At 55.3% G+C, this 19494-nt stretch carries 25 protein-coding genes; 14 read left to right on the top strand and 11 right to left on the bottom strand.

All coding sequences use genetic code 11. The features are described 5' to 3' along the window. The first annotated feature begins 48 nt into the window (after nucleotides 1-48). From AC2T28_RS09845 to AC2T28_RS09835, 3 genes are all read left to right on the top strand, one after another. The gene (locus AC2T28_RS09845; RefSeq protein WP_486748795.1) at nucleotides 49-450 is read left to right on the top strand and encodes a helix-turn-helix domain-containing protein; all 402 of its coding nucleotides are present in this window, start codon (nucleotides 49-51) and stop codon (nucleotides 448-450) included. Beyond that, nucleotides 447-704, top strand: coding sequence for a succinate dehydrogenase assembly factor 2 (locus AC2T28_RS09840; protein WP_486748794.1), 258 nt, complete (start codon nucleotides 447-449; stop codon nucleotides 702-704). Before AC2T28_RS09845 ends, AC2T28_RS09840 begins: the two co-directional genes overlap by 4 nt. A gap of 74 nt (nucleotides 705-778) precedes the next feature. Continuing rightward, nucleotides 779-1276: a MarR family winged helix-turn-helix transcriptional regulator gene (locus AC2T28_RS09835; protein ID WP_486748793.1), complete on the top strand. Its 498-nt coding sequence runs from the start codon at nucleotides 779-781 to the stop codon at nucleotides 1274-1276. A gap of 252 nt (nucleotides 1277-1528) precedes the next feature. Here AC2T28_RS09835 and AC2T28_RS09830 read toward each other — a convergent pair whose 3' ends face one another. After that, on the bottom strand, nucleotides 1529-1957 hold the full coding sequence (locus AC2T28_RS09830; RefSeq protein WP_486748792.1) for a VOC family protein: 429 nt from the start codon (nucleotides 1955-1957) through the stop codon (nucleotides 1529-1531). A 183-nt stretch (nucleotides 1958-2140) separates the two neighbouring features. On the opposite strand from AC2T28_RS09830, the gene AC2T28_RS09825 reads away from it, so the two are divergent. Continuing rightward, nucleotides 2141-2974 (top strand): thymidylate synthase, encoded by an 834-nt coding sequence (locus tag AC2T28_RS09825; RefSeq protein ID WP_486748967.1) that lies wholly within the window; start codon nucleotides 2141-2143, stop codon nucleotides 2972-2974. A gap of 3 nt (nucleotides 2975-2977) precedes the next feature. Then, nucleotides 2978-3460 (top strand): dihydrofolate reductase, encoded by a 483-nt coding sequence (locus tag AC2T28_RS09820; protein WP_486748791.1) that lies wholly within the window; start codon nucleotides 2978-2980, stop codon nucleotides 3458-3460. A 74-nt stretch (nucleotides 3461-3534) separates the two neighbouring features. Here AC2T28_RS09820 and AC2T28_RS09815 read toward each other — a convergent pair whose 3' ends face one another. Further along, nucleotides 3535-3741, bottom strand: a complete 207-nt coding sequence (locus AC2T28_RS09815) for a cold-shock protein (RefSeq protein WP_486748790.1) — start codon at nucleotides 3739-3741, stop codon at nucleotides 3535-3537. Between the two features lie 219 nt (nucleotides 3742-3960). On the opposite strand from AC2T28_RS09815, the gene AC2T28_RS09810 reads away from it, so the two are divergent. After that, entirely contained in the window at nucleotides 3961-4278 is a 318-nt protein-coding gene (locus AC2T28_RS09810) for an ArsC/Spx/MgsR family protein (RefSeq protein WP_486748789.1), read from the top strand. Nucleotides 4279-4320: 42 nt separating this feature from the next. Then, nucleotides 4321-4689, top strand: coding sequence for a hypothetical protein (locus AC2T28_RS09805; protein WP_486748788.1), 369 nt, complete (start codon nucleotides 4321-4323; stop codon nucleotides 4687-4689). A 188-nt stretch (nucleotides 4690-4877) separates the two neighbouring features. On the opposite strand, the gene AC2T28_RS09800 is transcribed toward AC2T28_RS09805, so the two are convergent. The 6 genes from AC2T28_RS09800 to AC2T28_RS09775 form a co-directional block, all read right to left on the bottom strand. Continuing rightward, nucleotides 4878-5414, bottom strand: coding sequence for a DoxX family protein (locus AC2T28_RS09800; RefSeq protein WP_486748787.1), 537 nt, complete (start codon nucleotides 5412-5414; stop codon nucleotides 4878-4880). A gap of 4 nt (nucleotides 5415-5418) precedes the next feature. Next, nucleotides 5419-6168: an HvfC/BufC family peptide modification chaperone gene (locus AC2T28_RS09795; protein ID WP_486748786.1), complete on the bottom strand. Its 750-nt coding sequence runs from the start codon at nucleotides 6166-6168 to the stop codon at nucleotides 5419-5421. Then, nucleotides 6165-7022: an MNIO family bufferin maturase gene (gene bufB, locus AC2T28_RS09790; protein ID WP_486748966.1), complete on the bottom strand. Its 858-nt coding sequence runs from the start codon at nucleotides 7020-7022 to the stop codon at nucleotides 6165-6167. The genes AC2T28_RS09795 and bufB overlap by 4 nt, the downstream gene beginning before the upstream one ends. Nucleotides 7023-7102: 80 nt before the next feature. Next, a complete protein-coding gene (locus AC2T28_RS09785) occupies nucleotides 7103-7408 on the bottom strand; it encodes a BufA1 family periplasmic bufferin-type metallophore (protein WP_486748785.1) in 306 nt (101 codons plus the stop codon). A 223-nt stretch (nucleotides 7409-7631) separates the two neighbouring features. Continuing rightward, nucleotides 7632-9578, bottom strand: coding sequence for a threonine--tRNA ligase (gene thrS / locus AC2T28_RS09780; protein ID WP_486748784.1), 1947 nt, complete (start codon nucleotides 9576-9578; stop codon nucleotides 7632-7634). Between the two features lie 156 nt (nucleotides 9579-9734). Further along, nucleotides 9735-10733 carry a lipoprotein N-acyltransferase Lnb domain-containing protein gene (locus tag AC2T28_RS09775; RefSeq protein WP_486748783.1) on the bottom strand — a complete coding sequence of 333 codons (999 nt, stop codon included), beginning with the start codon at nucleotides 10731-10733 and terminating at the stop codon, nucleotides 9735-9737. Between the two features lie 128 nt (nucleotides 10734-10861). Here AC2T28_RS09775 and AC2T28_RS09770 point away from each other — a divergent pair, with 128 nt between their 5' ends. The 6 genes from AC2T28_RS09770 (at nucleotide 10862) to AC2T28_RS09745 (ending at nucleotide 14875) form a co-directional block, all read left to right on the top strand. After that, nucleotides 10862-11611: an alpha/beta hydrolase gene (locus tag AC2T28_RS09770; protein WP_486748782.1), complete on the top strand. Its 750-nt coding sequence runs from the start codon at nucleotides 10862-10864 to the stop codon at nucleotides 11609-11611. Beyond that, on the top strand, nucleotides 11611-12603 hold the full coding sequence (locus tag AC2T28_RS09765) for an alpha/beta hydrolase (RefSeq protein WP_486748781.1): 993 nt from the start codon (nucleotides 11611-11613) through the stop codon (nucleotides 12601-12603). The genes AC2T28_RS09770 and AC2T28_RS09765 overlap by 1 nt, the downstream gene beginning before the upstream one ends. Beyond that, entirely contained in the window at nucleotides 12603-13028 is a 426-nt protein-coding gene (locus AC2T28_RS09760; RefSeq protein WP_486748780.1) for a VOC family protein, read from the top strand. The genes AC2T28_RS09765 and AC2T28_RS09760 overlap by 1 nt, the downstream gene beginning before the upstream one ends. 19 nt (nucleotides 13029-13047) lie before the next feature. Continuing rightward, a complete protein-coding gene (locus tag AC2T28_RS09755; protein ID WP_486748965.1) occupies nucleotides 13048-13662 on the top strand; it encodes a hypothetical protein in 615 nt (204 codons plus the stop codon). 70 nt (nucleotides 13663-13732) lie between these two features. After that, nucleotides 13733-14449 (top strand): alpha/beta fold hydrolase, encoded by a 717-nt coding sequence (locus AC2T28_RS09750; RefSeq protein ID WP_486748779.1) that lies wholly within the window; start codon nucleotides 13733-13735, stop codon nucleotides 14447-14449. 270 nt (nucleotides 14450-14719) lie between these two features. Continuing rightward, nucleotides 14720-14875 (top strand): hypothetical protein, encoded by a 156-nt coding sequence (locus AC2T28_RS09745; RefSeq protein ID WP_486748778.1) that lies wholly within the window; start codon nucleotides 14720-14722, stop codon nucleotides 14873-14875. 216 nt (nucleotides 14876-15091) lie between these two features. Here the strand turns inward: AC2T28_RS09745 and AC2T28_RS09740 are convergent, their stop codons facing one another. The 3 genes from AC2T28_RS09740 to phaZ form a co-directional block, all read right to left on the bottom strand. Next, nucleotides 15092-15517 carry a GFA family protein gene (locus AC2T28_RS09740; RefSeq protein ID WP_486748777.1) on the bottom strand — a complete coding sequence of 142 codons (426 nt, stop codon included), beginning with the start codon at nucleotides 15515-15517 and terminating at the stop codon, nucleotides 15092-15094. A gap of 81 nt (nucleotides 15518-15598) precedes the next feature. After that, a complete protein-coding gene (locus AC2T28_RS09735; protein ID WP_486748776.1) occupies nucleotides 15599-16171 on the bottom strand; it encodes a DUF6151 family protein in 573 nt (190 codons plus the stop codon). A 2-nt stretch (nucleotides 16172-16173) separates the two neighbouring features. Further along, nucleotides 16174-17469 (bottom strand): polyhydroxyalkanoate depolymerase, encoded by a 1296-nt coding sequence (phaZ, locus tag AC2T28_RS09730; RefSeq protein WP_486748775.1) that lies wholly within the window; start codon nucleotides 17467-17469, stop codon nucleotides 16174-16176. 131 nt (nucleotides 17470-17600) lie between these two features. On the opposite strand from phaZ, the gene AC2T28_RS09725 reads away from it, so the two are divergent. Beyond that, on the top strand, nucleotides 17601-19406 hold the full coding sequence (locus tag AC2T28_RS09725; RefSeq protein WP_486748774.1) for a PHA/PHB synthase family protein: 1806 nt from the start codon (nucleotides 17601-17603) through the stop codon (nucleotides 19404-19406). The last annotated feature ends 88 nt before the right edge of the window (nucleotides 19407-19494 follow it).

The raw sequence follows: 19494 nt of genomic DNA, 5'->3' as shown, positions 1-19494 counted from the left end.
CAATGGTCGATCAAGCGTTTACGGTCGCCCTGGCACAGGAGATCAGACATGAGCGATATGGACTATGATTGGTACGGCCCCGATGCCGCAACCTTTGGCGATCGGGTGGCCGGGGCACGTGAGGTTGCCGGGATGACGCAGGCACATCTGGCACGCCGGTTGGGGATCAAAAAGGCCACGTTGTTGGGCTGGGAACAGGATCTGTCTGAGCCGCGCGCCAACAAACTATCGATGTTGTCCGGAGTGCTGAATGTCTCGATGACCTGGTTGATTACCGGCGAAGGTGAAGGCATGAGCCAGCCCGTGGACGACCTTATGGTTTCCGGAGACTTTACCGAGATCCTGAGCGAGTTGCGGGAAGTCCGCGCCGAGATGAAGGCCAATATGGATCGCACGGCACGATTGGAAAAGAAACTGCGGCTGGTGCTGGAACGCGGAGTAGAGGTGTGAGCGAGACCTATGAACACCGTCTGAAACGGATGCAGATGCGTTCGATGCGACGGGGAATCAAAGAGATGGATATCATCCTGTCAGCCTATGCTCAGACCAATCTTGCTAGCATGGATTCGGCCCAGTTGGACCTCTATGATCAGTTGCTGGAAGAGAATGATCAGGACCTGTATCAATGGGTCACTGGGCAGGCAATGGCGCCAGAGCCCTTAAAAATATTGGTGAACGAGATATCGCAAACTTTTCAAAAATAACACTAAAACGACTTAACTGATTCTTCGGAAATTTTCGTCAAACTCTGTCTCAGTTATTCGAGTCGGAGAAACGAATGAGTATGGAAATGCCAATTGGCCAGCAGGACCAAAAAGGGTTCATGACTGGTTATCTCGAAGCACTGGCGCTGGTCGAACGCCTGCACCGGTTGCTGTTGGATGTAATCAAGGACGAGTTCGAGCGTGTCGGCGTGTTGGAAATCAACGCTGTTCAGGCGCTGTTGCTGTTCAACATCGGTGACAACGAAGTAACTGCGGGCGAATTGAAAAGCCGCGGCTACTATCAGGGTAGCAACGTCAGCTACAATCTGAAGAAGCTTGTTGAGATGGGCTTTATGCACCATCAGCGCTGTGAGATTGACCGCCGTTCGGTGCGTGTCCGTCTGACCCAGAGCGGCCGTGAAGTGCGTGACATCGTAACCTCGCTGTTCTCGCGTCATGCGGAAGGCCTGGAAGGCAAGGGTGTGATCGGTCTGGACGGGATCGAAGATATCACCAACTCGCTGAAGCGTGTTGAGCGTTACTGGAGCGATCAGATTCGCTACATTTACTAAACACTCCGTTGGGGGCCGTAGTTCCCATTGGAGTAACCGATGCTTTAAGCAACCGGTGACTAAAACAAAGCGGGCTTTACTGGCCCGGGCCAAGCACCACAGGCTTGCCTCTCAGAACGAGACGGACACGCAGGTGGATACGGTTGCAGAAGTAACCGAGACATGGCTTAACAGTTCCCAGATATTCAGGTGGTGGTGCATCTCTTTGACTGCTCAAAGAGACGCACCACACTGACTTCTGGTGTTGGAACCTTACCAGTGACCAGAGTTTTCCATGCTTGCCCAAGGTTCTGCCGGGGCAAGGCGTTCGCCGTTTTGTAGTAGCTCTATCGAAATATTGTCGGGCGAGCGGACAAAGGCCATGTGACCGTCGCGGGGCGGGCGATTGATCTTCACGCCATTGGCCTGAAGATGCGCACAGGTCGCATAAATATCATCAACTCCGTAAGCCAAGTGGCCAAAATGACGGCCGTCGCTGGGCAGTCCTTCGTCCCCATCCCAGTTATAGGTCAGCTCGATCGGGCATTCCTCTTGTCCTGGCGCAGCCATGAAGATCAGTGAAAAACGGCCCCCCTCGCTGTCGTGGCGGCGGGTTTCTTTGAGCCCGAGCAGTTCAAAGAACGCAATGGATTTTTCCAGGTCTTTGACGCGAATCATAGTGTGCAGATAGGTGAGTGGCATTACGGTCTCCATTTGGTTTTTGCGCGAGCTTACTGCAGCGGGTGAAACACGCCAGAGGCAATGCAGGCCCTGGGCGAATTTTGACGCAATGTGAGATTGGCGAGATGTGACAGCTTGTAGCTTGGCGGCGGCGAGTGCAGACGTTATGACCAAGGCAAGGAATGCATGCTGGAGGGCCGCACCGTGAAGCAATACCATGATGCCTTGAGACAAATTTTGGACGAGGGCGAGCCGTCGGGTGATCGCACCGGCACCGGAACACTGTCTAGTTTTGGTATGCAAACACGGTATTCACTGGCGGATGGGTTTCCATTGATCACGACCAAGAAACTGCATCTGAAATCGATCATCCATGAACTGTTGTGGTTCCTGTCGGGCGATACCAATATCGGCTATCTCAAGGATAATGGGGTGCGGATCTGGGACGAATGGGCGGATGAAAACGGTGATCTGGGGCCGGTCTATGGCTACCAGTGGCGCCAATTCCCCAAGCTAGAGCTGGTTGAGGGCACCACTGGGGATGAGCCGCTGTATCGCGCTGGCAGCGTAGATCAGATTTCGGAACTGGTTGAAAATATTCGCAAGTCTCCGGATAGCCGTCGGCTGATTGTGACCGCATGGAACCCAGCGGATGTGCCGGATATGGCGCTGCCGCCGTGTCACAGCCTGTGGCAGGTGCGGGTGCTGAACGGCAAGATGCACCTGCAACTGTATCAGCGCTCGGCCGATATGTTCCTGGGCGTGCCGTTCAACATCGCGTCCTATTCACTGCTGCTGCTGATGTTGGCGCATGTCACTGGCCACGAGGCCGGGGATTTTGTGCATACTCTGGGCGACGCCCATATTTATAGCAACCATTTGGATCAGGTGCAGTTGCAATTGTCTCGCACCCCAAAACCTTTGCCAAAGGTGCAGATCAAACGGCAGGTCAGCTCGATCTTTGATTTCAAATTCGATGATTTTGAGGTTCTGGACTACGATCCAGACCCTATCATTCGCGCACCAGTGGCGGTTTAAACTATGATTACATTGATTGTTGGCCGAGACCGGAACGGAGCTATTGGCAAGGGAAACACTATTCCCTGGCATGCGCCCGAGGATTTGAAGGCGTTTCAGCGCGAAACTTTGGGTGGGGCGCTGATCATGGGGCGCAATACTTGGGACAGCCTACCGGTAAAGCCGTTGAAAAACCGTTTGAATTTGGTGGTGTCGTCGAACCCTAAAGCGGCGGATATCGTTTGCCCGTCGCTAGACGCCGCGATCAATGAAGCAAAAGCGCAGGGCTACCAGAGGATCTATGGGATTGGCGGTTTTGGCATCTACCGCGATATGTTGAAAGTGGCGGATCGTTTGCTGATCACTGAGATTGATCTGGCTGTCGAAGACGCCGATACGTTCTTCCCAGAGTTTGACGAGACGGATTGGAAAATCGTCAACAGGACAGAGCTAAGGTCTGAAGCGCCTGCATGTGTGATGGTTGAACATCTTCGCCGTGTAGACTGAAAAATCAGAGTAATACAGTCGCCCGAGCATAGGTTGTACTGCGCCCGGAGCGGATCTAGGCGCAGTAGAGTTTATTACAGGGAGGTTAGTTCGCCCGCCATTTGGCGTCCGTCTCGTCCTTCTTGGAGCTCGTAGCCGACTTTTTGATTGTCGCTCAGCCCAGTCATTCCTGATCGTTCTACAGCCGAGATGTGTACAAACACGTCTTTGCCGCCCTCATCGGGCTCAATGAACCCAAAGCCTTTAGTTGTATTAAACCACTTCACGGTACCGCTTGGCATGCCCCGTGTCTCCTTCTACCTTGCACTTCACTTTGAGTAATTTCAAAGTGGTCTCAATTCGCAAGCTGCCTGAGAATTGTTTCGCGCCTAAGCAACCAAACCCGTTTTCGGGCAACCATTGAACCGACACCAACTTTTGCATGGCTGCAAAAAAAATCAAGTAAAACAAGCGACTCAACTAAAAATTGTGCTTCTAGATGTATCTAAAAGGAAAAAGTGTTGAAATTATATGGCCTGAAAAACTGTGACACCTGCCGTAAGGCTTTGAAGTTGATTGATAAAGCTGAACTGGTGGATGTTCGGGGCGATGGCGTGCCCAAAGCCGTGTTAGAGCAAGCACTGGGGCAATTTGGCGACAGTTTGCTAAATACACGCTCTACAACTTGGCGAAATCTACCAGAGGGAGAACGATCAACGCCGCCGTTGGAGTTATTACAAGCTCATCCGGCGCTGATGAAGCGCCCATTGATCGAGTGTGACGGTGAGCTGTACCTGGGCTGGACAAAAGAGACCCAAGCTGCCCTTGGCGTTTGCTGATTGCTTCCTTATCTGGAGTAGGGACTTACACGGAGACGTCTGATGCGGAATGCAGCCTTGGTGCTGGGGATTATCGCCGGCTTGTTTGGCATGATTGTTGGCTTTTTTGGATATGGCTATTCAACTGCGGTCGAGCAGTTTGGTGAGATCGAGGGGATTGCCGAGCAGGTCCAGAACGTGAACCAGCTGCGGGTTCTAGCTGTGCTGTCACCAATGCTGGCCATCGCGGGCGGGGCAATGGCGAACGCGCGCGCCTTGTGGGGCGGTATCTTACTGCTTGGGTCCGCGGCCGGGATGTATGTGGGCTTTGGCTTTAACGTCTTTACGCTGTTTCCAATCTGCTTTGCCGGGCTGGCAGGCGTGCTGGCGATTGCGGCTGGTAAACCGGACGAGCCCAAAGCGCATTTCTAGGAATGCTGGGAACCAACCGGCGGCTTTCTGGCATACGCAAAACTTGGCAGCTGATTTGGCTGCCTTGTTTGATGAACCGAAACCCTTCGCAGTACTCAATGGCATACCCTCACTTGCGTGGTTGGCACCTGAAGACACATAAAAAAGGGCGCCAGAAGGCGCCCTGATACTTAATACAGCACAGTTTATTAGTCCACCGTCGCACCGATGCCACGTCGTATAATGGCATCTAATGAAATGGCTCCGGCGCCTTTGAAGACCAGGACCACAAGCAGGAAGCTCCACATTAGGCGCTGGTCGACAAGGCCGATGCTGGTGTCGAACAGACTGCCAAGTTTGACCCCATGGCCCATGACATCGACAATAGTTTGAACCCAGATAAAACCGATGGTGCCAAGGGCGGCCAGACGGGTGAACAGGCCCAGGATGATCAAAGCGGGGAGAACATATTCGGCTAGGGTTCCGGCAAAGATCACCAAACGTTGAAGGATGTTGAGCTGGGTAACATCATACAGAACCGCTTCGGCTGCCTTGGGAAAGATTTGTCCAAAGGCGCCTGCTGAGGGGGAAAAGATTGATCCGTCAATCTTTAGCCCGGCCGAATTCCAGTAGTAGAACAGCAAAACCGCGGCAAAGACCAATCTGGCCAGGGTGGGGACCAGCAAGCCTGACATCCTGTCGAGCCTGCCAGCGATTGAATTGTATGTGTAGATAAGCGCATGCATCGCCTTATCCTTTCGAACTTAGATTGCTAATGGCACCGCCTTGCAGCAGCAGTGAAAGGGTCGCCCCAAGGTCAAACTCGGGTGTTGTTGCCAGCGTGGTCTCATGGGCTTGGCCGATGGTTTTGCCCTGCATCTGGGCTGATATCCAGTCAGCGCCTCCGGGTGGCAGCGGATGTGGGGTGGGGTCGAACTCAGGTCGGGTGATCAATACGTCCTGTGCCACGGCTTGGGGTTTTGGAGCACCTTCTTGTGTGTTGAACCGCCAGATGTCGAAGATTGGCCAGGGGGATGGGATCAGCTGAACAGAAGGGACCAGTTTAACCTGTGTCTGCATCAGGGCTTCAGGAGCGATTTGCGCCAGCTTGTCCGGGGTAATCGGCGCGGCATCTGCCGCGTGGTAAGAACGGCGCAGGGCGAGCTCTAGCCGGGCGACATCGGGTAGGTAGCCTAGGTGGCTGAGCTGCTCCATATCGGCCAGAAACGCGGGGAAATGTTCGCCGTAGAACATCATCAGTGGCGAGGATGGCGGATGGGCGCTCAGGTAGAGGCCGGATAGTCCGTCCATGTTCTCTTTGCCCAGCAGCTTGGCAATCACCGGAAAGGCGCTGTGCATGGCCTCAGTCAGCGAGACCGAGATGTTGTTGCGGTAGACGTCGAACCGGCGACCAGCTGGGCGGCTGTGGCCATCAAACAGGCCATCGGGCACGGGTTGCGCAGCGTCCATCATGGCGCGGGTGAATGTGGTCTGGCTCATGCGGGGATCTTTTGCAGGGCTGTATCAGCGCGGGTGGCCTCAGCTGCTAGAATTGGCCATTCGGGGACATCGTTGTCCCATTCGATCAGCACAGGCTTGGGGCCTGACCGATCCAGCGTATGGTCCAGCAGCGCCCAGACCGGATCGGCTACCTCGCGCCCATGGCTATCGATCAGTAGCGGCGCGCCGTGGTCATCGTGATCATGGTCGTGGCCGCCAAGGTGGATTTCACCCACCTGATCCAGCGGGAAGGCATCGATATAGCCTTGCGGCGAAAAGTCGAGATTGGTGGCCGAGACAAAGACATTGTTGACGTCCAGCAACAACCCACAGCCGGTGCGGCGGGTGATTTCGGCTAGAAACTCAGGCTCGGACCAGGTGCTTTCTCCAAAAGCCAGATAGCTGGACGGGTTTTCCAGCAGGATGCGGCGGCGGATGGTTTCTTGCAATTGGTCGATGTGATCGCACACCCGGGTCAAGGTTGCGTCGGTATAGGGCAGGGGCAGCAGGTCATTGTAGAAATGACTGTCGTGGGTCGACCAGGCTAAATGTTCGGAGAAACTGGCTGGGTTCAGCCAATCAACCAGGTGTTTGAGCCGGGCCAGATGATCAGGGTCCAGTACAGCTTCACCACCGATACTAAGGCCGACGCCATGAACCGAAATTGGAAACTGCTCGGACAGACGGCGCAGTTGCGCCAGGGGTCGTCCACCATCCCCCATGTAATTCTCGGCATGGATTTCCAGCCAGCCGATCACACCGGGATCTTGGATGATCTGCGCAAAATGCTGCGGCTTATAACCCACACCTGCCGCAGCGGGGAGTTCGCTCTGGGAGAGGGGGCTGTCCAGCATGTCGGCTTTCGTGTGGTCTGTGGCTGAGTGGGCGTGGCAGAGGTTGCGGGGAAAAAAACTCATCCCCCGCAGAAAACAGTTTAGGCTGGCAGATCGCGATCCAGAGCTTCCAGAGAGCCTTTGCGATCGGTGCCGTCTGCCATTTTTGGCAGATCCATGCCTTCGCAGGTGCCCGCATCGACCAATGTCCACGCGTTGCCTTGGTAATCGGTGACAGAGGTGCCGGCGCAGGTGGTGCCGGGGCCTGCGGCACAGTCGTTTTGACCGGCTAGCGAGACGCCATAGCATTTCTCTTTGGACTGAGCGGCAACTGGTGTTGTGGCAGCAGCAGAAACAGCGGCGGCAACGGCGCTTGCGACGACCAGAGATTTAGCAGTATTCGACATTGGGAAGTCCTTTGTGTTGTTCATTCGGGTCGGTTTGATGTGACAAGAAAAACCTAGCCGAGGGTTTGATCAGTTTGAATACACGAGCTTGTGTGTCACGTCCGCGTCAGATTGTGTGACATAGCTGATGATCAGAAATGGTTTATTTTTAAGGGTTTGAGTGTTTTTAAATAAAACCGGCCCCACGTTGGGGGCCGGAAAAAGGTCTGGATTTCTGCAAATGTTACAGAAGATCAGGGGCTGTAGCTTCCAGCGCAAGAAGCTTTGTAACATTTTCGAGGCTGTCTACGCTGCTTTGCTTTTGACCCAGACGACGGATCGAAACGGTGCGCTCTTCGACTTCGCGTGCGCCAATGGCGAGGATAACCGGCACCTTGCCAACCGAGTGCTCGCGGACCTTATAGTTGATCTTCTCGTTACGGATGTCGGCCTCGGCACGGACGCCAACAGCTTTCAACGCCGCAACAACTTCGTGCACGTAGTCGTCAGCATCCGAGATGATCGAGGCAACCACGACCTGACGCGGTGCCAGCCAGAACGGCAATTTGCCAGCGTGGCTTTCGATCAGGATGCCAATGAAACGCTCAAACGAGCCCAGACAGGCGCGGTGCAGCATGTAGGGACGGTGCTTGGATCCGTCTTCACCGATATAGTTGGCGTCCAGACGTTCAGGCAGGTTGGGGTCGACTTGGAAGGTGCCACACTGCCAGACACGGCCAATGGCGTCGGTCAGTTTGAAGTCCAGCTTTGGTCCGTAGAACGCGCCTTCACCTTCGTCCAGCGTATAGGCGTGGCCAGTCTTCTTGATCGCGTTTTCCAGCGCGTTCTCGACGTGATCCCAGCTTTCCTCGGTGCCAACCCGTTTTTCAGGACGGGTGGCAAACATGATCTCGAACTTTTCAAAGCCGAGATCCTTATAGACCGAGGACAGGAAGTCGATGAACTTGGCACATTCTGCTTCAATCTGATCTTCTGTGCAGAAGATGTGGGCGTCATCCTGAGTGAAACCACGCACCCGCATGATGCCGTGCAGCGCGCCAGATGGTTCATAGCGGTTGCACGAGCCAAATTCGGCCATGCGCAGGGGCAGATCCCGGTATGATTTCAGGCCTTGATTATAAACCTGTACGTGGCAGGGGCAGTTCATGGGCTTCAGCGCGTTGATCGACTTTTCGCGTGCATGCTCCTCGTCCACTTCGACGATGAACATGTGCTCTTGGTATTTATCCCAGTGACCGGATGCTTCCCAAAGTTTGCGATCTACTACCTGTGGGGTATTCACCTCGACATAGCCATCGGCGCGCTGTTTGCGGCGCATGTAGTCTTGGAGCAGGGTGTAGATGGTCCAGCCGTTGGGGTGCCAGAAGATCTGACCGGGGGCCTCTTCCTGCATGTGGAACAGGTTCATCTCTTTGCCAAGCTTGCGGTGGTCGCGCTTGGCGGCTTCTTCCAGCATGTGCAGGTGAGCCTTGAGCTTTTCCTTGCCGGTGAAGGCCACGCCGTAAATCCGCTGCAACATGGCGCGGTCGCTGTCGCCGCGCCAATAGGCACCCGCGATGGACATCAGCTTGAAGCTGTCGCCTGGTACTTGACCTGTGTGCTGCAGGTGCGGGCCTCGGCACAGATCCTGCCAGTCACCATGCCAGTACATACGCAGCGGTTCATCGCCGGGGATGCTGTCGATCAGCTCAACCTTATAGGGCTCGTTGTTGTCGGTGTAATGCTGGATCGCCTTTTCACGCTCCCAGACCTCGGTGGTCACGGGCTCGCGCTTGTTGATGATTTCCTTCATCTTCTTTTCGATCACACCCAGATCTTCTGGGGTGAACGGCTCGGCGCGATCAAAGTCATAATACCAGCCGTTGTCGATGACGGGGCCGATGGTGACCTTGGTGTCAGGCCAGATTTCCTGAACGGCGCGGGCCATTATGTGTGCGAGATCGTGGCGAATCAGTTCGTTGGCCTGTTCCTCGTCCTTGAGGGTGTGCAGGGCGATGGTGCCGTCAGCTGTGATCGGCCATTGCAGATCCCAATGCTGATCATTGTAGGTCGCTGAGATGGATTTCTTTGCCAGCGATTTGGAAATGCTTGCGGCGACCTCGGCGGCGGTTACGCCTGCATCGTAAGATCGTGCATTACCATCGGGAAAGGTGAGAGAGACTTGGGCCATGTATCGGCACTCCTCGTCAGTTTGGCGCCCACTGAACGCCCGGTTGCGGGTATATGTGTTTGGCTGATTTGGCAGGCTGTGGCGCAGCTGTCAAGCGTTGAGGGGCGAGGGACTAGCCCCTTGCGCTGTTCTAGGTATTTCCAACAAGAAGAAGGGTTAAGGCTTTGGTACATTCTGACGGATAGCCGCGCTGAACCCTGTGGTCAGACCATGGGCCTGAGCGGCGGTGTTGATGTGCGAACGGTCGCGCAGGTCCTGCATGGTCAGGCGGCTGTCGAGCACACCCCGGTCATAGGCGTATTCAGGCAGATAACCGTTGGCGACCACGCGCCAGTCCAGCGGGACCTCGTCGACAATGGTGCGGATCATGGTAAGCACAACGGTGGTGCAATTGGTCATCAGCGAGTTGTACCAATGGGGATTGGCCGCCAGCCGGTTAGAGGCCTGAACATATTGCAGCAGCAGGGCACGGGCCTTTTCCGGGGTGGTGTTGATGCGGTAGAGCTGGACATCTTCGCCGCGCACATTGCTGCGGGTGCCAACTACGTCGCGCTCATCTGCCGCGACAATCACCAGAGTGTTGGATTTGAACAGGTCAGCAATGGGAGAGAAGCCCCCGCCTACTTGGCGGCGGACCTCGACCGACCAGGCGATTGGGTCGGCATCTGCAAAGTCAAAGCTGACGATCATATGGGCCATTTGTGGGCCTGCCCAATAGGACATGAACAGATCGACCCCTTGCAGGTTGGCAAGATCGTAGCTGCGGGTTTCCCAGTTCTCCGTGGCCTCGGTTTTTGTGTGCCAGTCAAAGTTGCGCACATTGGTCAGGGTTAGCTGGTCGCCGTTGAGCTCTCCGGTGACTTGGCGTGCGACGTCGGGGGCCCAGTTTGCCTCGGACGGGGGCGTGATGGTGGACCACCAGAAGATGACGCTGGCCAAGGCCAGACAATAGGTGGCCAGAGCGCGTAGGCGGCGGGGGCGGAACTGGGCGATAATCACAGCGAGGCCAAACAGGGCAAATCCCCCTGCAAAAACCGCGCGGATCGGGGTGCCAAAGGGGAGGCGATACCACATGGCGAGGGAGGCCCATGTGGTGACTAGGGCCAGCGCCAAAATTGCGATGGCGAACAGAATGATCTTAAAGAATTTTGACACGAAATACCTCGGGCTTTTTGTGACCTTATGGACCAGAACGGGCCCCATGCAAACTGTTTAGGGGGCAATCACCAATTGCAGGGCCGTGCCGGGCGTGTCACATCTTGGGCAAAAGCAGGAGAGTGGACATGGGTGCGGTTACATTTCTAGACAGCCCTGAGGGGCGCCGGATTGCCTATCATCGCAGCGAAGGCACAGGCCCCTGGATTGTATTTCTGGGTGGTTTGAAATCGGATATGGAGGGCACCAAGGCGGTGCATCTGGAAGCCTGGGCCAAAGCGCAGGGACGCGCGTTTTTGCGGTTTGACTATTCGGGACACGGCGAAAGCTCGGGCCAGTTTACCGAGGGCTGCATTGGCGATTGGCATCAGGACACGGTGGCCGCGATTTCCGAGCTGACCGAGGGTCGGATTGTTCCGGTTGGCTCGTCCATGGGGGGCTGGCAGGCGCTGTTGCTGGCCAAGGCGATGCCCGAGCGGGTGCATGGACTGGTGACCATCGCCGCAGCGCCTGATTTTACCGAGGATGGCTATTGGGCCAATTTCACCCCGATGCAGAAACTGGAGCTGGAGAAGGTGGGCCATGTGGAGCTGCCCAGCGATTACATGGAACCCTATATCATCACCAAGCGGATGATCGAGGATGGCCGGGAGCAACTGGTGCTGCGTGATCCGCTAAATCTGCCATTCCCGGTGCGCTGTTTGCAAGGAACGGCGGATACTGCTGTAAGTACTGAAACTGCGCTGCGGCTGATGGATCATGCGACCTGTGACGACATGCGGCTGAACCTGGTCAAGGATGCGGATCACCGGTTCTCGGACGGGCCCTGCCTACAAATGATTGAAGACGCTGTTGAGGACGTGCTGGGAGAGGTCTGATGCGGTGGATTGGTTGGCTGCTGGGACGCGTACTAATGGTTTTGGCGGTTTTGGCCGCTGTGTTGTGGGCGTTTGGTCCTTATGAACCTGTTGACCTAAAAGCCTCGTTTGAGCCGCGTCGGTTTGGCGAAGGCGTACAGGTTTATTTCGAAAGCGTTGAAAGCAATGTCGCGGACCTGAAACCGGGCACCGAGAAGCGGGTGATCTGGCAGGAGGGGTACAAGGAGCAGCGTACGCCCTATTCTGTGCTGTATGTGCACGGGTTTTCCGCGAGTTCCGAGGAAATTCGCCCGGTGCCTGACCGGGTGGCAGATGCACTGGGGGCCAATCTGGTGTTTGCTCGTCTGCGCGGGCACGGGCGGACAGGTGAAGCCATGGTAGAGGCCACGGTGAATGACTGGATGATGGATCTGGCCGAGGGATTGGCGGCAGCACGGCAGGTTGGCGAACAGGTGGTGGTGATTGCCTCGTCAACCGGGGCGACACTGGCGACGGCAGCGGCATTGGACCCGGAATTGTCGAGCGATATCGCTGCGATGATCTTTGTGTCGCCAAATTATGGGCTCAAAACCGCAATGGCACCTTTGCTGACCTGGCCTGCAGCGCGGTATTGGCTGCCACCACTGGCTGGGCGGCAATTGTCGCTTCCTGCGCGGAGCGAAGATCACGCCAGATTTTGGACACGGTCCTATCCCTCAGTTGCGGTTCTACCTATGGCGGCGCTGGTTGACAGGGTGGTGAAAATGGATGTAGGTCAGATAAAAGTTCCTGCTTTGTTCTATTTTGCCGACACGGACAAGATCGTACGTTCAGATCTGACTGACCAAGTTGCGCAGAACTGGGGCGGGGCGGGTGACGTATACAAGGTAACACCGGGCGAAGATGATGATCCAAATGCACATGTCTCTACCGGAGATATTCTGTCGCCGGGACAAACGGATAAAACGATCCAGGTTTTTCTGAGCTGGTTGAAAGACAAAGGAATTGAATGATGGAGCAACGGATTAGCCTGATCACGCTTGGGGTTTCCGATATGGAGGCGGCGGCCTCTTTTTATGAGACACTGGGCTGGAAGCGGGTGGAAAGTCAGGAAGGGATCATCGCCTTTGATATCATCGGCCAGACCCTGGGACTGTACCCGTTGCAAGCCCTTGCAGATGACATTGGTCTGCCGGTTTCGGAACTGGGCCAGGGCGCTGTGACCTTGGGGTATAACACGCGCAGCAAAGAAGAGGTCGATGATGTGTTGGCGCGGGCCAAGGCCGCCGGTGCCGAAATCCTGAAACCAGCGGCAGATGTGTTCTGGGGGGGATACCACGGCTATTTCCAGGCACCGGACGGATCGGTGTGGGAAGTTGCCCACAATCCGTTCTCGCCACTGGATGACAACGGCGCGTTCCGCTGGAACGGCTACTAAAATGCGCCGCCCGGGCAGCATGTGGAGCCTGGAAACCCTAGGCCGCGTGCGCCTGTCGAAACATTTCTATATGCGCGAGTTTCTGTATTCAGAGATCGCCAATTTTCACCAGCTCCAGAACATCCCCGATGATCCGGAGTTGGCGATTGAGACCGGCAGCGCCTTTTGCCGCGCGCTGCTGGACCCGCTGCAGGACACCTTTGGCCGTGTGGCAGTGCGGTCGGGCTATCGGTCGCGGGCGGTGAATGAATTTGGCAACCAAAACCAGCTGAACTGCGCGCGCAATGACAATCCGCTGGAATGTCACATCTGGGACTGGGCAACTGGTGATGCACAGGTGGCAGGGGCGTCGATTGTGATCCCGTGGTTCGCAGATCAGTATGATCAAGGGCGGGACTGGCGTGACCTGGCTTGGTGGCTGCACGATCATCTGGACTACTCCGAGATCTGGTTCTTTCCCAAGCTTTGTGCGTTCAATCTGGTGTGGCGCCCCAAGCCCATGCGCCGGATCGACAGCTATATCGCCCCACGTGGGCGGTTGTTGTTTGCCGGACAAGAACCTAGCGAGACATTGCCGCAACGGCAGGAGCGCTATGCGGACTTTCCAAAATTCCAAGGTTTGTTCGGGGCTTAAGTGACTTTCTCTGGCGTGACGCTAGAGCCAGTGTTAAGCTGCGCGCAGAAACGACCTTGGGGCGGGTAAGATGGAACAGGTTGGGCAGATTTCGCAGGATCCTTTGGTGCTGCTGCCAGGAATGATGTGTGACGCACGGATCTTCCAACCGCAAATTATGGCCTTGTCCGCACATGTGCCTGTAACCGTTGCCCCATTGATCGGAGGCGAGCGGATCGAAGACATCGCCGTCCACCTGCTACGTCAGTTGCCTCAGAGATTTGTTTTGGCGGGGCTGTCGATGGGCGGTATCGTGGCGATGGAGATCCTACGGCGTGCCCCGGAACGGGTTAGCAAACTCTGCCTGATCAGTACTAGTCCGCTAGCCGATACACCCGCCCAGGCTGCAACCCGCGAGCCACTGATCATCAACGCCCGTACGGGGCGGTTGGAAGATGTGCTGCGCAAATCAATGCTGCCTGAATACCTGGCGCCTGGGCCGCAGCGTATTGAGATCCTCAATTATGTGCAGCAGATGGGGATCGAGTTGGGGCAGGCGCTGTTTGTGAATCAGACACGGGCCTTGCAGCGGCGGCGGGACCAGCAGGGGACGCTGAGAAAATGCGCCGTGCCAACGCTGATCCTCTGTGGTGAGTATGACCAGCTGACACCAGTAAAGAGGCATGAATTTTTAGCGGAACTGATCCCCACAGCGACGTTGGAAGTGATCACGGCTGCCGGGCATTTGCCTACGTTAGAGCGGCCGGATGTGGTGAATCGGGTGCTGAAGGATTGGTTGGCGGTGTAGTCGTGCCTGAGGCCGAATTGCAAAGCGCCAGTAAGAGAAGAGCACGACAAAGGTTAGGGCGTTGGTTAGGCCGCTGACCTTTTAGGTAGGTTTCGAATCTAATGAGGCGCGGTGGTGGACTTTTGACAAGTCGAACGCCTCGTTCATACAGGTTAATTAATATTTAAAGTTGGACAGCCCTCATGTGTGCGTTTGGTGAGACAGCATGTGGGTAATCAGTCTGAACTAGGAAGCGAATGCGTTTTAACGAGTGGTGAGTTGGGTACTAGTATGAAGAGAACACGGGAAAAATCCAAAGTTGGGTCGGATCCAACCAACATCGCCAAAATACGGAAGGCTGAACCCGAGCTGGGGTTCATTCTGCTGAATGTGGCTATAATTTTCTGTCCTCCGATTGTTTCAATCCTGATGCTGATCAACGGATAACAAGATTTGGTCTAGATGAGACCTGCCAGTGGCCTAAAACTTGTTTCAGGGGCTTAAATCGGCCCCCACGGCACGATCGGTTTCTGCCAAAATTGGTTTCAACTGGACCAGTCTGAATTTGAATCGAGAAATGTCGTGTTTGCATTTGCCAAGGCCAGCGCAACTGGATGTGGTGAACCGGGCGTTGTTTGATTAGTTGGCGGGCTAGGGAAGCGGTTATGTGTCGGGTTTCCAATCCGGTTGCGTTGCAAAGGCCATGACGTTCTGCTCAAGTTGATCCCAGTGCTGCTTGTCACGCTCAAAAATCACAACCTGGATATTCAGTTCACTGGCATCGTCCATCGTGCCAAGTGAGAGTGTTAAATGATCTGGTGTTCGCGAGTTTGTGCCAAAGATTGGGCTGTTGCAATTTGTGCAGGAGGCTTTGGTAACTTCAGAGCCCTTGCTTGATTGATAGGCATAATTGCTCATTTCGCCATGCAAGATGACTTTATCCATGGGGAACATGGCGCCAATCGTATGGCCTGTGCCACTTAGTCTGCGACATTCTTCACAGTGACATTGAGCGACGATGATCGGCTCGCAATTCGCCTCGTAGGTGACTAATCCACAAAGGCATTTACCGGTATAATGATGTTTCATGGCCGGGAGGATATGGAGGTTGCGAATTGACGCAACTCACAACTCGGTGACATCGAGTATTGGCTGATAGGGTGCGAAGGCTTAGTAATATTTGGCCCGTTCTTCCTTGGAAGGGATCGTTGCCTCGGCCACCGGTTTGCCGGTTTCCACATCAAAGAACGGCGTTTCGCGCCAGCGGCCTGACATGCGGCTGGTGGCCATGCGGCTGATGATGCCAAGCGCCATGCCCGCAGCGCCCTTGGTTTTGGCGGGCTTGCCATGTTGGGGGATAAAGGCTTTGGCCTTGATCTTACCCAAAGCAGCCTTGTCTGCGAACATATTGGCGCACAGGCCTGCAAAGGGCAGGGTGGGTTTGGCCAGGGTATTGGCAAACGGCGTGCCGCAGCAGCCCGCATACCAGCGCAGGGTGCCTTTGGGGCTGAAGCGCATCAGCGCCAAGTGTTCGGTGCCCTTGGTTATAGTGATGGTATCAGGCGACAGTTGGAACAGGTCTACCGGCTCTGGGGCTGGGTCAGGTTGGCCATGATACAGCTCGTTGGCGCGGCAGTCAGGGCAATAGCAGACCACGCGGGTGCCGGATTTGACGCCATGGGCCGAGACATGGCCCTGAAACTCACCGCAGTTGCAGGCAAAACTCTGTTCACTTGCGGCCATGATCAGGCCGCCGCGTTTTTGTTGGCCGGTTTGCGCTTGGTCTTGGCTTTTGCCTTGGGCTTGGCGCTGCGGCTGTTGGCATCCATGAAGTCAATGACCAATGGGCGGATGTTGTTGCGCCAGCTGCGGCCTGCAAAAATGCCGTAGTGGCCCGCGCCGGGCTCGACATGGCTGGCCTTGCGGCTGTCATCCAGGCCGGTGCATAGGTCAAGTGCCGCGATACACTGGCCGGGGGCCGAGATGTCATCATTGGCACCTTCGACGGTTTTGACTGCAACATCGGTGATTTTGCTGAAATCAACCTTGTGGCCGTCGATGGTAAAATCGTTGCGGGCAATCTCGCGGGTCTTGAAGATACGTTCGACTGTCGACAAGTAAAACTCAGCCGTCATGTCCATCACCGCCAAGTATTCGTCATAGAAGCGGTTGTGGCTGTCGTGGTCCGAGCTTTCCCCCTGCGCGGCGCGCTGGATCTGGTCGGTAAAGGCCTTGGTGTGGCGCTCGCCATTCATGGAGATGAACGAAGAAAGCTGCAGCAGGCCGGGATATACCATGCGGCCAACGCCGGGATATTTGAAACCAACTTGCTGGATCATGGTTTCTTCGAGTTGGCCCATAGTTACACGGGCGCCAAAGTCGGTGACCTCGGTTGGGGCGGCGTCGGGATCGACTGGGCCGCCGATCAGGGTCAGGGAACTTGGTTGTGCAGCTGGGTCAAGTTCGGCCAGATAGGCGGTGGCCGCCAGGGCTAGTGGAACGGGTTGGCACACGGCGACAACATGGGTGTCAGGACCCATTTCGCGCATGAAATCGACGAGGTACAGGCTGTAGTCTTCGATGTCGAATTTACCAGCCGAGACCGGAATGTCGCGGGCATTGTGCCAGTCGGTGATATAGACTTCGCAATTGACCAGCAGGCTTTTGACGGTAGAGCGCAGCAGAGTGGCGTAGTGGCCGGACATTGGCGCCACCAGCAGAACTTTGCGGGGTTGTTCCTCGCGGCCCGAAACCTTGAAATGGATCAGATCGCCAAAGGGGCGCTCGATCACGGTGTCAATCTCAACCAAATGGTCTTTACCATCTTCGCAGGTAAAGGTGCGGATGCCCCAGTCGGGTTTCACGGCCATACGCTGGAAGGTACGCTCGGTGACTTCACCCCAGGCGGCCATCCAGTTCAGCGCGGGATTGGGTATCGCAGAGAACATCGGGTAGGATGCCATCGCTCTTGCGGTTGCGCCCAGCCACTGGTTGGTGTTGCGGGCGGTTTCCATCAAGTCGTATGTCATCATATAGCGCATGCTCGAGTCCCTCAGATTTTGTCCGATTTTTATGGTGGAGCAATATCTACCCATCGGACTTTTGGTCGCTTTGCCCTAACATGGGGACGACGTTATTCTGCATAGCAGAAAATTAAGGGGAATTCCTTAAAATGACAACTAGTGACGATTTTGGTTCCATTTGCGATCCGGAACATATTGAAAGACTTCAGAAAAATATGAATCATGTCGAGCAGCTTTCTAAGCGGTTGCTTGACGTTATGGCTAATAAAAAGTCGCATAACGAGGCATTGGATGGTCCGAATCAGGATCTCTTTGCGCGCGCAGCAACGGCATATTGGGCCGGGGTCGTGCAAAATCCGGCCAAACTGCTCGAACAACAGGTTGAATTCTGGGGCAAATCGGTGATGAATTTTGCTGAGGCGCAACAGATGCTCACAAATGAGGCATCTGACAAAGGGGCGCGGCCTGCCTCGACCGACCGGCGGTTTTCCAACCCTTTGTGGCAGAACAACCCTTATTTTAGTTTCGTCAAGCAACAGTACCAAACCAACGCCGAAGCCATCCGACAATCGGTAGCCGAGGTTGGTGATCTGGAAGGCACTGACAAACAGCGGCTCAGCTATTTCGCCGATCAGATCGTTGACATGATGGCACCGACCAACTTTTTGGCGACCAACCCGGATGCACTGGAAAAGGCGGTTGAGACCGAAGGGCAATCGCTGATTGATGGGCTGGAAAACCTGGTTGAGGATCTGGAGGCCAATAACGGCGAGTTAGTGGTTAAACTGGCGGACGAAAGGGCCTTTGAACTGGGGGAGAATATTGCCACCAGTGAGGGTGAAGTTGTCTATCGCAACCGGATGATGGAGCTGATCCAGTACAGCCCCAAGACTGACACTGTGTTTGATACGCCGATTGTGCTGTTCCCGCCCTGGATCAATAAGTTCTACATTCTGGACCTGAAGGCGCAGAACAGCCTGATCAAATGGGTGGTCGAGCAGGGGTACACCTTGTTTGTGGTGTCTTGGATCAACCCGGACGAAAGCTATGCCGAGGTCGGCATGGAGGACTACATTCAGGATGGGTTCCTGACTGTGATTGAGAAGGCCAAGGAGATCTGCAAGGTTAAGCAGGTGAACGCTGTGGGCTATTGTATCGCTGGCACCACGCTGAGCCTGACCCTATCGTTACTGAAACAACGTGGCGATAAATCGGTGAAGTCGGCCACTTTCTTTACAGCGTTGACGGATTTTGCTGAGCAGGGGGAGTTCACACCTTTCCTGCAAAACGACTTTATCGACGGGATCGAGGAAGAGGTGAACGAGGTTGGTATGTTGCGGTCCTACATCATGGCGCGCACCTTCTCGTTCCTGCGGTCCAACGACTTGATCTATGCCCCAGCTATTCGCAGCTACATGATGGGGCAGACTCCACCTGCGTTTGATCTGCTGTACTGGAACGGAGATGGGGCCAACCTGCCAGCCAAGATGGCGGTGCAATATCTGCGGGGCCTATGTCAGCGAAATGAGTTTGCCGGTGACGGGTTTGAGCTGATGGGCCACACCCTGCGTCTGAGTGAGGTGGATGTGCCCTTGATGGCCATCACCTGCGAGACGGATCATATTGCCGCCTGGAAAGACTGTTATCGCGGCGTTCAGCAGATGGGCTCGCGTAGCAAGAGTTTTATTGTGTCTGAATCCGGCCATATCGCTGGCATCGTCAATCCGCCAAGCAAAAAGAAATATGGCCACTATACCAATGATGATCTGAAGCAGGATGCAGACGGTTGGTTGCAAGGGGCCAAGTTCAACGACGGCTCGTGGTGGCCGCGTTGGCAGGCCTGGCTGAAAAAGCGGTCGGGCAAGCAGGTCGAGGCGCGACAACCGGGTGATTCTGAGCATCCACCGCTGTCACCGGCCCCTGGTACCTATGTAAAGCTAAGCGCAAGGCGCTGAAAATGCTGGAAAGTTGAAAATATTCTGCAGTGCAGCAAGAAATATCTTGAAATGCTGCGTTGCAGAAAGCATATTCTCACTATGCCAA

It is taken from the genome of Parasedimentitalea nitratireducens (genome assembly GCF_057444295.1).
Note: the sequence above shows the minus strand (reverse complement) of the source record. Positions and strands in the feature narration are given on the sequence as shown.

What these genes read in the sequence shown, in the direction of transcription:
- AC2T28_RS09755 (WP_486748965.1), top strand. Translation starts at nt 13,048, where the DNA reads ATGTGGAGCCTGGAAACCCTAGGCCGCGTGCGCCTGTCGAAACATTTC.
- AC2T28_RS09735 (WP_486748776.1), bottom strand. Translation starts at nt 16,171, where the DNA reads ATGGCCGCAAGTGAACAGAGTTTTGCCTGCAACTGCGGTGAGTTTCAG.
- AC2T28_RS09800 (WP_486748787.1), bottom strand. Translation starts at nt 5,414, where the DNA reads ATGCATGCGCTTATCTACACATACAATTCAATCGCTGGCAGGCTCGAC.
- AC2T28_RS09740 (WP_486748777.1), bottom strand. Translation starts at nt 15,517, where the DNA reads ATGAAACATCATTATACCGGTAAATGCCTTTGTGGATTAGTCACCTAC.
- AC2T28_RS09750 (WP_486748779.1), top strand. Translation starts at nt 13,733, where the DNA reads ATGGAACAGGTTGGGCAGATTTCGCAGGATCCTTTGGTGCTGCTGCCA.
- thrS (WP_486748784.1), bottom strand. Translation starts at nt 9,578, where the DNA reads ATGGCCCAAGTCTCTCTCACCTTTCCCGATGGTAATGCACGATCTTAC.
- AC2T28_RS09745 (WP_486748778.1), top strand. Translation starts at nt 14,720, where the DNA reads ATGAAGAGAACACGGGAAAAATCCAAAGTTGGGTCGGATCCAACCAAC.
- AC2T28_RS09795 (WP_486748786.1), bottom strand. Translation starts at nt 6,168, where the DNA reads ATGAGCCAGACCACATTCACCCGCGCCATGATGGACGCTGCGCAACCC.
- AC2T28_RS09845 (WP_486748795.1), top strand. Translation starts at nt 49, where the DNA reads ATGAGCGATATGGACTATGATTGGTACGGCCCCGATGCCGCAACCTTT.
- bufB (WP_486748966.1), bottom strand. Translation starts at nt 7,022, where the DNA reads ATGCTGGACAGCCCCCTCTCCCAGAGCGAACTCCCCGCTGCGGCAGGT.
- AC2T28_RS09835 (WP_486748793.1), top strand. Translation starts at nt 779, where the DNA reads ATGAGTATGGAAATGCCAATTGGCCAGCAGGACCAAAAAGGGTTCATG.
- AC2T28_RS09765 (WP_486748781.1), top strand. Translation starts at nt 11,611, where the DNA reads ATGCGGTGGATTGGTTGGCTGCTGGGACGCGTACTAATGGTTTTGGCG.
- AC2T28_RS09820 (WP_486748791.1), top strand. Translation starts at nt 2,978, where the DNA reads ATGATTACATTGATTGTTGGCCGAGACCGGAACGGAGCTATTGGCAAG.
- AC2T28_RS09830 (WP_486748792.1), bottom strand. Translation starts at nt 1,957, where the DNA reads ATGCCACTCACCTATCTGCACACTATGATTCGCGTCAAAGACCTGGAA.
- AC2T28_RS09760 (WP_486748780.1), top strand. Translation starts at nt 12,603, where the DNA reads ATGGAGCAACGGATTAGCCTGATCACGCTTGGGGTTTCCGATATGGAG.
- AC2T28_RS09785 (WP_486748785.1), bottom strand. Translation starts at nt 7,408, where the DNA reads ATGTCGAATACTGCTAAATCTCTGGTCGTCGCAAGCGCCGTTGCCGCC.
- AC2T28_RS09770 (WP_486748782.1), top strand. Translation starts at nt 10,862, where the DNA reads ATGGGTGCGGTTACATTTCTAGACAGCCCTGAGGGGCGCCGGATTGCC.
- AC2T28_RS09815 (WP_486748790.1), bottom strand. Translation starts at nt 3,741, where the DNA reads ATGCCAAGCGGTACCGTGAAGTGGTTTAATACAACTAAAGGCTTTGGG.
- AC2T28_RS09725 (WP_486748774.1), top strand. Translation starts at nt 17,601, where the DNA reads ATGACAACTAGTGACGATTTTGGTTCCATTTGCGATCCGGAACATATT.
- phaZ (WP_486748775.1), bottom strand. Translation starts at nt 17,469, where the DNA reads ATGCGCTATATGATGACATACGACTTGATGGAAACCGCCCGCAACACC.
- AC2T28_RS09805 (WP_486748788.1), top strand. Translation starts at nt 4,321, where the DNA reads ATGCGGAATGCAGCCTTGGTGCTGGGGATTATCGCCGGCTTGTTTGGC.